The sequence below is a fragment of the Vibrio ulleungensis genome (assembly GCF_016900875.1).
Classification (GTDB): domain Bacteria; phylum Pseudomonadota; class Gammaproteobacteria; order Enterobacterales; family Vibrionaceae; genus Vibrio; species Vibrio ulleungensis.
Map to the genome: position 1 here is coordinate 1 of NZ_JAFEUM010000004.1, position 14,060 is coordinate 14,060.

At 43.6% G+C, this 14,060-nt stretch carries 12 protein-coding genes; 4 read left to right on the top strand and 8 right to left on the bottom strand.

Features of this window, described 5'->3' with window-relative positions; all coding sequences use genetic code 11:
* Positions 1-91: IS3 family transposase (locus JQC93_RS10870; RefSeq protein ID WP_205158803.1), on the top strand; the 91-nt coding region annotated here is incomplete at its 5' end.
* A 77-nt stretch (positions 92-168) separates the two neighbouring features.
* On the opposite strand, the gene JQC93_RS10875 is transcribed toward JQC93_RS10870, so the two are convergent.
* Together JQC93_RS10875 and JQC93_RS10880 are read right to left on the bottom strand one after the other, a co-directional pair.
* Positions 169-834, bottom strand: a complete 666-nt coding sequence (locus JQC93_RS10875; RefSeq protein WP_205158471.1) for a potassium channel family protein — start codon at positions 832-834, stop codon at positions 169-171.
* Positions 818-1,921, bottom strand: coding sequence for an AI-2E family transporter (locus JQC93_RS10880; protein WP_205158472.1), 1,104 nt, complete (start codon positions 1,919-1,921; stop codon positions 818-820). The genes JQC93_RS10875 and JQC93_RS10880 overlap by 17 nt, the downstream gene beginning before the upstream one ends.
* Positions 1,922-2,128: 207 nt before the next feature.
* On the opposite strand from JQC93_RS10880, the gene JQC93_RS10885 reads away from it, so the two are divergent.
* Positions 2,129-4,699: a bifunctional diguanylate cyclase/phosphodiesterase gene (locus JQC93_RS10885; protein WP_205158473.1), complete on the top strand. Its 2,571-nt coding sequence runs from the start codon at positions 2,129-2,131 to the stop codon at positions 4,697-4,699.
* A 12-nt stretch (positions 4,700-4,711) separates the two neighbouring features.
* Here the strand turns inward: JQC93_RS10885 and JQC93_RS10890 are convergent, their stop codons facing one another.
* Positions 4,712-4,990: a GIY-YIG nuclease family protein gene (locus JQC93_RS10890; RefSeq protein ID WP_205158474.1), complete on the bottom strand. Its 279-nt coding sequence runs from the start codon at positions 4,988-4,990 to the stop codon at positions 4,712-4,714.
* A gap of 8 nt (positions 4,991-4,998) precedes the next feature.
* Positions 4,999-5,673, bottom strand: coding sequence for a YceH family protein (locus JQC93_RS10895; RefSeq protein ID WP_205158475.1), 675 nt, complete (start codon positions 5,671-5,673; stop codon positions 4,999-5,001).
* Between the two features lie 240 nt (positions 5,674-5,913).
* Between JQC93_RS10895 and JQC93_RS10900 the strand changes: the two genes are divergently transcribed.
* Positions 5,914-6,228, top strand: a complete 315-nt coding sequence (locus JQC93_RS10900; protein ID WP_084883299.1) for a DUF496 family protein — start codon at positions 5,914-5,916, stop codon at positions 6,226-6,228.
* A 98-nt stretch (positions 6,229-6,326) separates the two neighbouring features.
* Here the strand turns inward: JQC93_RS10900 and JQC93_RS10905 are convergent, their stop codons facing one another.
* The 4 genes from JQC93_RS10905 to JQC93_RS10920 form a co-directional block, all read right to left on the bottom strand.
* Positions 6,327-9,479, bottom strand: coding sequence for an efflux RND transporter permease subunit (locus tag JQC93_RS10905; protein WP_205158476.1), 3,153 nt, complete (start codon positions 9,477-9,479; stop codon positions 6,327-6,329).
* Entirely contained in the window at positions 9,479-10,600 is a 1,122-nt protein-coding gene (locus tag JQC93_RS10910) for an efflux RND transporter periplasmic adaptor subunit (RefSeq protein ID WP_205158477.1), read from the bottom strand. The genes JQC93_RS10905 and JQC93_RS10910 overlap by 1 nt, the downstream gene beginning before the upstream one ends.
* Before the next feature lie 181 nt (positions 10,601-10,781).
* Entirely contained in the window at positions 10,782-11,633 is an 852-nt protein-coding gene (locus JQC93_RS10915; RefSeq protein WP_205158478.1) for a DUF6279 family lipoprotein, read from the bottom strand.
* Positions 11,634-11,768: 135 nt separating this feature from the next.
* Positions 11,769-12,302 carry a hypothetical protein gene (locus tag JQC93_RS10920; protein ID WP_205158479.1) on the bottom strand — a complete coding sequence of 178 codons (534 nt, stop codon included), beginning with the start codon at positions 12,300-12,302 and terminating at the stop codon, positions 11,769-11,771.
* Between the two features lie 494 nt (positions 12,303-12,796).
* Here JQC93_RS10920 and JQC93_RS10925 point away from each other — a divergent pair, with 494 nt between their 5' ends.
* Positions 12,797-14,005 carry a GGDEF domain-containing response regulator gene (locus tag JQC93_RS10925; protein WP_205158480.1) on the top strand — a complete coding sequence of 403 codons (1,209 nt, stop codon included), beginning with the start codon at positions 12,797-12,799 and terminating at the stop codon, positions 14,003-14,005.
* The last annotated feature ends 55 nt before the right edge of the window (positions 14,006-14,060 follow it).

Here is a 14,060-nt window from a genome sequence, read left to right on the forward strand (position 1 = left end):
CATCGAGTACTACAACACAAAACGCATCAAGGTGAAACTAAAAGGCCTGACTCCGATGGAATATCGAAATCAGGCCTTACAAGCCGCTTAACAGAAATGTCCAACTTTAAGGGGTCACTTCAATTGCTGGTTTTTTTGTTTCTGACTAGCTGACAATTTGCCCGTATTTTAATTCACTTTTCGTTTACGCTGTTCCAATCCAGTACTGACCAAACTCGCGACCAATATTGCCAAATAAAAACTGCCTGTTAATGACTGCATATAGGCAAAAAACCGTGTAATAGGCAGTGTTGGGGTGATTTCGCCATACCCTACCGTAGTCAAGGTTATAAAGCTGTAGTAAATCACCGATGACAAATTATCTAACCAGTGTTGGTTCTCTAACCCGCTAAATCCCCCATTGAAACTTTCGAGCAAGAATAAATAAACAAACGACCACACCAACCCAATCATTAGATAGATACAAATTGAACCAATAATTTGATTGCTGCCAACTTGCCCTGTAAATAGAACCTGCTTAAATGCAGAGATCATATAATGCATTAAAAACACGATGACTAAGGCTATTGTTAGCAAGCTCAAATTTAGGTTGGTCAAAATCGAAATAACATAAGTCACCAGAAATAGGGTCAATAGCACCCCAAACCAACTTTTGGTGTAAATTGCTTGCCGTTTCACACCCAAAATAGAAAACGCCAAACAGAGGATAATCGCAGACACTACAAGCAGTTGCCCTCCTTGAAAAAACTGCTCGACAACCGCTACCGTGAACAATAGTGTCAGCAATGCAACTAACAAAAATATGAAGTTATCTTCGCTACTTACTTGTTTCAACGTCTTTGGTCTCCATCTCTTGTGCTGTGGATTCCTCACTTTGAGCAAGCCAAGCCATAAACAGGTTATGAGTTACCGCCAACACAACTGCACCGACAAACAACCCAATAATACCCGACATGGCCATACCACCAATTGCGCCTAATAATATCACTAGCATAGGCACATCAGAGCCACGACCAATTAACATCGGTTTCAGCACGGCGTCAGATGCACTGACTAACAAACACCATACTAATAGAGCTGTAGCGACAAAGCTTGAGTCTCCCGTATAAGCAATAATAATGGGTGGGATGAGTGCCAAGATAGGTGGTAACTGGATAATAGCGACAAATAACACCGCAAGCATCCACAACCCAACCATTGGACTCCCAGCAAAGTACAGACCTATCCCCGCGAGTACTGATTGAATCACCGCAACACCAAGTACCCCTTGAACGACACTTCGAATGGTGCTCACCGTTAGAGTAGTCATTGCTTTTCCGGACTCTCCTGCTAGTCGAATCGATATTCTTGAAAACACTTTTTCGCATGCAGCTGAATTACTCATAAACACACCTGCAATGATCAGCGACAGCGTCATTTTTAGTAGTCCCACGAATACACCACCAATAATGCCCAGCACTGCAGTTGCCAAGTCTGTGATTGGCTTCTGATAGAGCAAGACAAACGCTTCAAGGTCACGAGATAACTTAGTAAAGAATGCGAAAGATTTCTCACCTACTACCGGCCACTCTTTAACAGATAGTGACGGCGGAGGAATCTTGAGAATACCTTGCTCTATGGCATTGTAGAGGTCTTGCATCTCTTCAATCGCAGCGCCCGACATAAGGTATGTCGGAATAAACATTAAGAGCACCCCAATTAGCACCAATAAATAGCTTGCTTTAGACGGAGATAGCTTAAGTTTATTTGAAAGGAGTATAGCAACTGGGTATAAGGCGGTAGCAATTACAGCGGCCCATACCACTAGCATGATGAAAGGTCTTAATATTTCAAAACACCAATACACCAATAACGCTATGGCACCTATTTTAATCGCGGCATCCACCGCTTGATGAGATATTGATTGTAATGGCGATTTCATTTTCTCTCCCTGAAATGAATTAATGATGTCCATCGGAGGATATTATCTAGAAAAACAATAACTAAGTATAGACACTTATCTCATCGTACAGCCGCTTAAAGGCCCTACTGGGAAATAATTAGTCACAAAAGTGTCGGGTCGGTCTTGTTAATTGCCGTACATCATATGGAAGTATCAGTTTTACATACTGTATAATATGACGATATTTTGCCCAACTTATCTCCGATGATCAAAAACGAAGAAAAATACTTACTCAATTTACTCCGCATTTTGCCGATCATCAGTTTGATCGCATTTACGGTGATTTTGAACGGTGTGATCATCAAATCTTCTCAGCAAAACTCTCAATCCAGTATTGAGGCTCTTTCAGTTCAGCTTATAAAGCAGAACAAAAATGCACTTAAAACCGACATCAATCGTGTCGTTGCTGATATTCGCTTCGATCAGTCTCAAAGTATTGAGCGCATGAAGCGCCAAATTCAGTTTCGCGTCTATGAAGCATTCAGTATTGTCGAACGTCTATATCAGAACAATCAGCATTTACCGCCTGGGGAAGTGAAAAAGCTTATCTTGCAAGCACTGCGTGCACTCCGTTACGACAATGACTCTGGTTACTACTATATCTTTGACACGCACGGCGAACTCGTCTTAAGCCCACTGAGCCCAGAGCTTGAACAAACCAACTTGTTGGACCTTCAAGACACGCAAGGTCAATATATCGTTCGAGAAGCCATTGAGCTAGTTTCCCAGCAGAATGAAGGGTTTAAAACTTACAATCACGTAAACCTCAGTAACGGCTCTTTTATTGACAGTGCAAAGGTCTCTTATTTAAAAGTATTCGAACCCTATCAATGGATCATTGGCACTGGAAACACGATTTCCTCTATAGATGCAGAAATACGCCGACGAACCCTCAACCGACTTAGCCAGCTAAGAAGCGATGACAATAACTACCTGTTTGTGCTCAACAGTCATGGCACGATGTTGCTGCATCCAAACACCGACACCATTGGTACTAATCGGATCAATCTTCAGGATGAAAACGGCCATTACTACATCAAATCCATCATAGAAACCGCTATCAAAGGTGATGATTTCGTCGAATATTACTCATCATTTAAGCCAGAGCACATCCTAGAAGCAAAGAAAATCAGTTACGTGACCTACATACCTGAATGGGACTGGATTGTGGGGACGGGACTGTACGGTGAAGACTTGCAAGACATCATTGAAGAGCAGCAACGACTTCTTGAGCAACAAAATAGTCGCAAGCAAGAACGTTTAAGCTCAACTATATTGTTTCTCAGTCTCTTTTTAGGCGCATTGTATCTCTATTTTGCGCGTAAAATCCGTCTTAACTTCGACCGCTTTCGCTTAAGGATTGGACGTGATTTCAATGCGTTAAACGAGCTAAAAGATCAACTCGCGTACAACGCATCCCATGACAGTTTGACCCAATTACCCAATCGCAAACATTTTCAAGAACAAGTTCACTTCAATATTCGTCACGCCTATAAGCACTCGAGCAAACTGGCCATCATGTTTGTTGATCTCGATGACTTTAAAAACATTAATGATATCTACGGGCATGCAGCCGGAGACTCTATGCTTAAGCAGCTGTCAAATTTGTTTGCGACCATAATGTTACCAGGCGATACAGTTGCACGTTTTGGCGGAGACGAGTTTGTATTTTGCTTTGCCAATTTAGAAAATGAACAGGAAGCCTCACAGCGAGCCGCTGCTGTCTTTAACAAAACGGCTAATACCTCATTTGTGATAGATGGCAAGCATCACCACATTTCCATCAGTGGTGGCGTAACCTTATTTCCAGAGCATGGTCGAAGTTTAGAAAAGCTTCTTTCAAACTCAGACATGGCACTGTATCGAGCCAAACAAAAAGGCAAGAATACCTTCCACCTATTCTGCCTAGACATATTAGAAGAACAAAACTATCAACATAGCTTAGAGCAGGAACTAAGGCGAGCCATTGCCAGAGATGAAATTTATGTTGAATACCAGCCTCAAATTGACCTAGCAACGGGGCAACTGTTTGGCGTCGAAGCCTTAGGAAGGTGGAAAAATCCAGTCTTAGGCCAAGTCCCACCCCCTGTGTTTATTCAAAAAGCAGAAGAGCTAGGCATCATCAACTCTATAGGCGACTACATAGTAGAAACAGCATGTCGGCAAGTTGCACAGTTTGTAAAGCACACAGGCAAAGACATTCAGCTTTCGATCAACATCTCACCACAAAGGATCTCTAACCCGCTGGTGGTCGATTCGTTGGCGAATCTTGTTGAGCAATCATCAATGCCCTGCTCTAAAGTCACGCTGGAAATTACTGAAAATATACTGATCAAAGATACCCAGCAAGTTCAGCCTATTCTCGACCGATTACGACAGCGAGGGTTTCATATTGCGCTGGATGATTTTGGTACAGGTTATTCATCAATGCGTTACCTGCACACACTGCCTATTAATGAGCTTAAAATTGATCGGGCGTTTGTCGAAAAGCTAACCATTGATAGTCAGAGCGAATCACTGGTACTCGCCATATTGGCGATGAGTCGCTCTTTAGAGTTGCGTGTTGTTGCTGAAGGTATTGAAGAAACACCGCAGCACCGATGGCTTGCACAGCATGCTTGTCAAATTGGACAAGGCTATCTGTTTGATAAACCGCTATCAATAGAAAAACTGACTGAGCGATATCATTCTGACCAACCACAACCCCTTCGAATTGCTCGTAAAATGAACATCGATAATGTCGAGCTTGTTAGTTAGCCATTATGCACGCTAGTGAGACTCGTCCAGTAAATCCACATAATCAGCCCCCAGCGACACGAGCTTCTCTTTTTTTGCCTTGGGGAAGCGTTTAACTTTCCACTCAAGCTGCATCGCTGAGCGCTTATCCATTGCTTGGCTTTGCCACACCAGTTCGAGCGGCCCTTTGCCCTTTAGTGCCTTGGCACCTTTACCTAGACAATGCGCCTCAAAACGCTTCTTCACGTTATTAGAGACGCCACAATATAAAGCATTGTTGTCGAGTCTAACTAGGTAGCAGTGCCAATCCATAGTTCTGCTTATCCCTCAGATTCTGTTGTTCCCAACAGCTGAGCCATCTGTTGCTGTAACTCTTGAACTTGTAACTTCAGATCCGCTACTTCTTCAGAAAGCTGCTGCAACTCATTGTTGTTGGCGGGATTTACTGGTGCTGATGTTGCCACCGTTGCAAGCTGCTCTCTTTCATCGTCGCTAATAAACAGATGTTGGAATCGAGATTCTCTCTTACCAGGCTCTCTCGGCAATTGTGACACTAACGGAGGCTCTTGCGTAGCCAGTTTGTTAAGCACGGACTCGACTTCGGTAACATTGTCAAACTCATGCATTCGTTGACATCGGCTGCGCAACTCTCCAGGCGTTTGCGCCCCTCTGAGCAATAACACGCACACAACCGCTTTTTCTGCCGCACTAAACTTTAAATCACCAAACTCAGTATTGCAGAACCTGTGAGTGTATTTAGACGCACGGGAGTTAAAACTTGATTCATCCGTGACAAGACGCCTATCACCTAGTTGGGCCAAAGTGATATTTAGCTCCTGTGAGCTAATGTTCATCACTGGCTCTCTGCTGCTTTTTTGATTGCACGCGGCCAAAAGACTGTTTGCCGTTAAAGGATAGTAATCTGGTGTGGTCACCTCTTTTTCCATTAAACATCCGATGACACGTGCCTCGAGTGCAGACAATGTAATGCTCATATCGATTCCCTTTAATGACTTATAATTGTCATTCTAGAGTATCCCTATCTGAATGAACGCGCTACTTTTTCAGATCCTTTCGGTTAAGGAATAATCACCGACTCTATCCAAGCATTATGAATGAACAAAGAGTAATCAAAAAAAGGATACAGACTCAAAATTATTGATGTGTGTACTATAGTTGATGCTGCGGGTATGCTGTAATGAATAGACCATTACTTTTAAAGGAAAATGTCAAAGATGAATAGCGTTTTAGAAATCGTAAGTTTGGCACGTAAAAAGAACAAACTTAAACGAGAAATTTTAGACAACGAAAAGAAAATTCGTGATAACCGCAAGCGTGTGGACTTGCTGGATAACTTGCTCGATTACGTGCACCCAGAGATGACTTACGACGAAATCATGTCTATTGTTAAGAACATGAAATCAGACTACGAAGATCGTGTTGATGATCACATCATCAAAGGCGCCGAGATTTCAAAAACTCGCCGCGATATTTCACGTAAAATCCGTGACCTGACCCAAGTAGACAAGCAGTCTAAAGGCACAAAATAAGCCTAGATGAATCTTAATTGGTTCGCGTAGCAAACTGTTGAGATGTAAAAAAAGCGCCTTCATATGAAGGCGCTTTTTGTATGCGTTCGAGAGTAAACTTACTCGTCGTCTAACGGCTTAAGTTTGGTGCTGCCACCATAGACTTTCTCACGGCGAGTCTGAATAACCGCAAAGAAGCCCGGTATAAATACAGTACCTACCAGTAGCACACATAGTAGTCCGCCGACCAAAGCCACACCCAAAGAGTTTTGACTTATGTGTCCTGCACCAGATGCGAATACTAATGGCAAAATCCCCAAGATGAACGACCATGACGTCATGTTTACCGCTCTAAAGCGAAGGATCCCGCCTTTAACCGCCGAGGCATCAATTGGCTTCTCTTTATCTTCTCGCTCAATTTTAGCGAACTCGACAATCAAGATTGCGTTTTTAGCAGCCAAGGCTATTAGTAGTACCAATCCTATTTGCGCATAGAGGTTAAGCGCGATGCCTGCCATATTAAGCGCTAAGAATGTTCCAAGTGTCGCAACCGGTACAACCAAGATAATGGCGACCGGAATACTCCAACTTTCATACTGAGCGACCATAAACAGGTATATGAAGATCAGTGCAAGTGCAAATGCATAGACCGCCTGACTTCCCGCTTGAATTTCCTGGTACGCCATACCCGTCCATTCGTATTGATACCCTTGTGGTAACAGTTGTTCGGCGACACGCTCCATGGCTTCAATCGCATCACCACTAGAGTAACCTGGCGCGGCTTGACCTTGGATGACCGCCGAGCGGTACATGTTATAGCGCCATGCTACATCAGGCTCAAACACCTGCTCGTAGCTGACTAGAGTACTCAACGGTACCATCGCACCGCTGCTCGAGCGGACATGGAACTTGGTCAAATCCTCAATACTGTTACGATAGTCGGCGTCCGCCTGCATCGTTACACGGAAGCTTTTACCAAACAATGTAAAGTCATTGACGTAAATAGAGCCCAAGTTCCCTTGCAACGTCTGGAATATTTCTCCCAAAGTCACACCCAGTTGCTTAGCCTTATTACGATCGATATCTAAATAGTAATGGGGTACGTTGGCTCGGAAAGTACTGAACGTATGTGAAATTTCAGGCTGCTGGTTAGCTTCCTGGATCACCTCATTCATTAGCATCGCGAGATCGGTACGGCTTCTTCCTAACGTATCTTCGAGAACAAACTCAAAGCCTGACGCACTACCCATGCCTGGTACAGCCGGTGGTCCGAGCGCAAATACTACCGCTTCAGGAACCTGCATCGCAGCCTTGCCATTAACACGCTGTGCGATAGCAAATGATGAATGTTCACCCTCTAACGCTAATCGCTCTTCCCATGGTTTTAGCTTGATAAAGAGCGAAGCACCATTACTCGCAGCAGCGCCTGTTAAGAAGGCGTAACCCGTTGCCATCGTAACACCTTCTACACCGGGTTCGGATTCAACCAGCGCAACGACTTTTTCAGCAGCTAATTCTGTTCGAGATAGCGACGCAGAGTCTGGCAACTGTATGTTGACCATCAAGATGCCTTTATCTTCTTGAGGTACAAACGCCGTTGATGTGTTTGTCGCGAAGTAACCAAGCAGTGACACCGCAATAACAAAGCACCCGACTAATACTGCACTCTTTTTCACCAAGAAACCGGCTAAAATACCGTACTTCTGAGTAACTTTATCTAAGCCTCGGTTAAAGGCACTAAACCAACCTGAGGTATTTTCTTGGCCTTGTTTCAGTACCAAAGAACACAAAGCTGGTGACAAAGTCAGTGCATTAATGGACGAGATTACAACAGAAATACAGATCGTTAACGCGAACTGACGATACATGATGCCAGTAATACCTGGAAGCATGGCAACCGGAATAAACACCGCCAGCAATACCATTGTGGAGGTAATAATAGGACCGGTAACTTCTTGCATCGCCATCAATGTTGCTTTACGAGGACTGATGCTTGGGTCGCGCTTCATAATGGTATCAACGTTTTCGATAACCAAGATAGCGTCATCCACCACGATACCAATCGCCAGTATAAGACCAAACAGGGTTACGGTGTTGATGGTAAACCCGGTTGCTAGCATTACTGCGAACGTACCGACTAAAGAAACAGGTATCGCCACCACTGGAATTAGCGTTGCTCTCACACTACCCAGGAATAAATAGGTAACGGCAATCACCAGCAGAACAGCTTGTATCAAGGTAACGACCACACCCTTGATCGATTCGGCCACAAATATCGTTGTGTCGTAGCTCGTTTCATAGGTCATGTCGTCTGGGAAGTTAGCGCTCAAACGCTCTAGCATCGCCATCACTTCTTTGCCACTTTCCAATGCATTAGCACCAGATTGAAGTGACAACGTCACGATTGAAGCATCTTGCCCTTTAAACGTGCCCGACCCATCGTAGAATTTCTTACCCAACTCTACGCGTGCAACGTCTTTTAGGTATACGGATGAACCATCAGTATTGGCGCGTAAAAGAATGTTCTCGAATTCTTCCGACGTTTCAAGGCGGCCTTTGGTTACAATGTTAAATTGTACGTCAGTCGCATCGTTGTACGGTGCAGCGCCCACCTTACCGGCGGCAACCTGAACATTCTGTTCAGCCAGCGCAGCGTATACATCGGATGTGGTCATGTTGAGGCTTGACAGCTTATCTGGATCCAACCAAATACGCATTGCAAACTCACCACCACCTAGAACCGAGACTTCACTGATCCCTTTAACACGGGCCAATTGGTCCTTGACGTTCAGATTGATGTAGTTAATCAAGAACTGATCATTGTACGTCCCTTCTGGTGAATAGAAGTTCAATACCATTAGGAGATCAGGAGAGCGTTTCTTAACCGTTATCCCTACAGACCTAACTTCTTGAGGAAGTTTCGATTCAATTTGAGATACACGGTTTTGAACGTTAACCTGCGCCATGTCAGGATCTGTCCCAACATCAAAGGTTACCGATAAATTGTACGACCCATCATTCGCGCTTTTTGAGGACATGTAAATCATATCTTCAACGCCGTTTACCGAGGTTTCTATTGGATCGGCAATAGCTTCTTCTACGGTTTCGGCACTTGCACCAGTGTAGAATGCAGTAACACTAACCGATGGCGGGCTGATTTGTGGATATTCAGCTACTGGCAGCACCATCAACGAAATTGAACCTGCAAGGGTCAATATGATGGAGATGACCAGTGCGAATTTAGGTCTCTGTATGAAAAAACGACTTAGCATTACGCGCCACCCTGCTCACTCATCAGTTGCACAGGCATGCCGTTTCGAACACGCTGCAAACCTTCAACAATCACTTTGTCGGTTTCTTTAAGACCGGTCTGAATGACGATGCCTTCGTCGATTTGCGCGCCAAGTACGACTTCTCGACGCTCAGCTACATTGCCTTCGCTCAGTACCATCACGAAATCACCTTGGATGTCGGTTTGCACGGCTCGACGTGGGATGGCGACCACATCCACTTCTTCTGTAGTCGCAAGCATCACTTCAACATGCTGACCTGGAAGAAGCGCATAATCAGGGTTAGGAATTTGCGCTCGCAAAGCGATAGTACCAGTATCGAGATCGATACGATTACCGACAAAGTCTAACTTGCCAGCGTGACTGTATTCTTTGCCGTTTTCTAGTATTAGGGTGACTTCAATCTCGACTTCTTCATTCGAGCCATCACCTGAAGCCTTGTCCATGCCCATTGCAAGACGCTCCCTTTCACTAATTTGAAACGAAGCTTGAATAGGATCGAGGCTGACCAAGGTGGTGAGAACGCCTGAAGACGGAGAAACCAAATCGCCCATACTCACTTTAGTGCTGTTTGTTCTGCCTTTGAATGGAGCAACAATCTTAGTGCGCGAAAAATCGACCTCGGCTGAAATTAAGTTTGCTTCAGCCGATTTAACCTGTGCCTCTGCACTCAGTTTATTGGCAAAGCGGGTGTCGTATTCGGACTGAGAAATGTTCCCTTTCGGTAATAGGTTTTCGGCTCGCTCAAAATCTGAGTTCGCTTTTTTCAATTGAGCTTCAGCTTGGGCAACAGCGGCGGTTGCGCTTGCTACTTGAGCTGCGTAAGTAGAGTCGTCAATTTGGTACAGTACATGACCTTGCTCAACGATTTGTCCTTCGCGAAAGTCTCTAGATTCTAAATATCCAGTGACTTGTGACGTAATTGCTGCGTCTTCGATGGCTTCAATTCGTCCTACATATGATTTGCTAGGAAAGAAAGCCGTAGAGGTAACTTGCTCGGCTTTTACTACAGGTAACATTTGCGGTGCTGAGGCATTTTTGTCGCCACAACCAAGGAGAGCAGCCGTCGCAAATAACGGCAAAATAATACGTTTTTTCATCATGTTTCCATTCACTACAATTCAGAATAGAGTTGCCTTATTAGTCTGTCTAAAAAGGATAGCTCAGGCTACGACTTTAATCGGTTGATATGTCCGAGTATTATCAACTTATTGTCCTAAGTGTAACAAAATAATAATCACACTAATATTAAGTCCTTGATATTTCTAATTTGACATAATTTGGTTACTCTTCACTCAAATTGACTAGGATGCTTTTCCATTCACCAAGTTCGTCTTTAAAATGCTGTTGTTGTTTGGGGGTGGTGACGTGCGCGAGTCTAAGCAGGTATTCACGGCTCATAACTCGGGATTGCTCCAATTTTTCATCCAATTCGGCGCTGTAAAAACTGTCTGGCTCGGTCAACAACGCCATCATTTGATTTTGATAATTGATCACATCAAAGCGGCGGGCAAACATCGTTTTCATTTGGTCCCCCATAGACACTCTATGACGATGCCACAAAGGACGCGTGTCAATTCGGTTCATCGCCCATTCTTCAAGAATTAAGCGCTGTTCCTCGTTAACAGACCCGAACCAACGTTCAACAGATTCTGTCATGGACTCGAGTCTATCTTCAAATCGCTGCTGGGCGTCTTTTTCTAGATAGTCATTTTGCCGCTCTTCGCCTTTTTGTTCGTAGTTTTTGATAAATTCGTCGAGTTGCTCGTCTGAGGCAAGTTGGCTAAGCGCATACATATCGGGTGCCACACGCTGAGCTAAACGATAGATGTGGTTAGTCATTTGGTCGGCATGATAAATGAGGTCATCATCGGTAAGCGATGGCAATGACAGCATGGAAATCTCATCTATTTGAGAGGTGTATTGGCTCAACTCATTTTTCTGATGCCAATCAATGAGCTCCTTTAATTGCAGCTTAACGATTTTTTCTTGTTCCCGGTCTAAAGATACATAATCATCGATGTATTCGAGAATGAACCAGTCAAGATTACGGTAGAGCAGTTTGGTTGCACAGCCCGTCAAGACTAATGCCAATATTGCTACCCATATCCAGCGCCATTTTTTTACTGAGTCCATTCAATGCGATCCCTTCTTAGACAAACCAAATCAGTTATACGTTAGAGTAGCTTGTGAGATCAGTAACGGGCAAGAAATTAAACGGTTTAACTCAGTAAGTGATTTTACTAAGTTAAACCATGGGTATCATCTGAACTACAACAGTCGTTCTTGTGAGCGAACAAACTCTATCGTTATAACATTTGCATTGGCTGTATAGGTAACATCCGATCGGTATTCGACGCCGTTCTGCAATGCCTGCTTCACCCACTTGATGGTTTTAGGTTTCTGCCTAAATCGCTGATCATTAAGTAAAAAATAAGCGTCGCGATTCACTTGCTCAACATCCATAAGCGACAGTGATTTTGCCACATCTAAATGGTGTTCTTCGACAAAAATGTGTGCGATTTGAAAACCATCGCGTCGCAAAGCAAGTTGCAAGTTATTGGCGCTGGCAATATCGAACTTAGTAGTAAGCACCATTTTAGCGGCCTCACCTTCGATCACCTTTATCTCTGCTTCGACTCGGGTTTCGTAATACGTTGCGTGACTGGCACAAAAGTCTTCCAACTCTTCTTCTAAGCTGCAATCAAACAGATCGCTTTGCACGTCTAACTCACTCGCGGGCCAGCCCTTATCTGCGGGTTGTGTAAATGGGATCAACCATGGCGCAGTATTTCCAAAAGCCATTAATGGTAGCCATAATATAAGCGCTACAAACACTCGCATAAAACCAGTCCGAATCGAAGAAAAAATCTATTATAGCGGCATAAAAAAAAACGGGTACCTGAAAAAGTAGGTACCCGTACAACATAATAGAGTATCCCCGATGGGGAACTCTGCAGCCACAGCAGTATCTCAGAAAACCATAAAACTAACAATATGGCGTTCTGTTAATTTTTAGATTTTGCTAAATAGTGAGATCTGACGCAGTATCGATGTCTTTTTGCGCAGCCTTTACTCATACCTATTATCTTGATTATTCATGTAAAAACCTCTCAAGAACTGGGCCTGCATTGGCGGAATCTGGCGTTTTTGGTGAAACATTTAGCGTTTGATGTTCCATTTATGCAAGTTGTGCTCAGAACTAACAAAGAAGTTATAAATCATCACCCTGTTATACTCGTAAAATTACAATTATTCGGTATTATTAATTTTTCGTTACACCAGTGAGAAGAATTTGTTTGAATAAGTGTATTTTAGTCATTGAAGACAGTAAGGCTTTTCGCTCATTCTTGGAGCGCGAGTTCAGCCGTTTAGGGTTTGACGTGGTTACCGCGACCTCACTCGAAGAAACCATCGAGATCTTCGAATTCCAACAAGATTTTTTTTGCGTCGTCTCTGATTACTGCCTACCCGACGCACCCTTTGGTGAAGCCATAGATTTAGCAATATCAAAACAACAACGAGTGATCGTGATAACGGGTAATTTTGATAAAGACATTAGGGCGTCGTTTATTGAAAAACAGATCCTCGATTACATCTTAAAAGACAGTGTTAGCTCGATAAAATACGCGGTTAAGTTAGTCGAGCGATTACTAAAGAACCAACACCACCACGCTTTAATTGTCGATGACTCCAGTGCTATCCGTCAATATATTGCAGGGCTACTTGAACACCAATATATTAAAACCACACAAGCGAGCGATGGCCAAGATGGCTTGGATAAACTGACGCTTCATTCCGACATCAGCTTCATCATTACTGATCACAATATGCCTATCAAAGACGGTATTTCAATGATCAAGACCATTCGTTCAAATACTGCCAACGATACAACACCGATTCTTGGGCTATCGGGAAGTGATGACCCTACACTAACTGCTCAATTTTTGAAGGCGGGTGCTAACGACTTCCTAAATAAGCCGTTTAATCAGGAGGAGTTTTATTGTCGTGTCCATCAAACCCTCAATCTTAAAGAATCAGCACAAGAGCTATACAACTTGGCTAATCAAGATCCTTTGACCGGTCTTTGGAATCGCCGTTACCTTTTTGACAACGCTCGTTGCACGTCAGATGACAGTATCGCGATGATGGATATCGATTTTTTTAAGAAGGTTAACGATACCTATGGTCATGACGGTGGTGATGCTGTGCTAATTGCTGTTGCAGAGGCATTAAAAGAGAGCTTGGCAGATTCAACCGTTGTGCGTTTTGGCGGTGAAGAATTTTGCGTATACGACCAAGGCGACTCAGACAGCTTTTATACAGCGCTGGAGATAGCTCGACAAAAAATAGAAACACTCACAGTACACCATAATGGTCAATCTATATCGGTCACCATAAGTATTGGTGTATCTAATCTTGGCGATCAATTGGACAACAAAATTTTGGCCGCAGATAAATTACTGTATCAATCTAAAGAGAACGGTCGCAACCAGATATCGTGCTAACTGTTGAGCAACATCTATGACTAGCCAAAGACTAGGTTCGTAAAAAAAGACGATC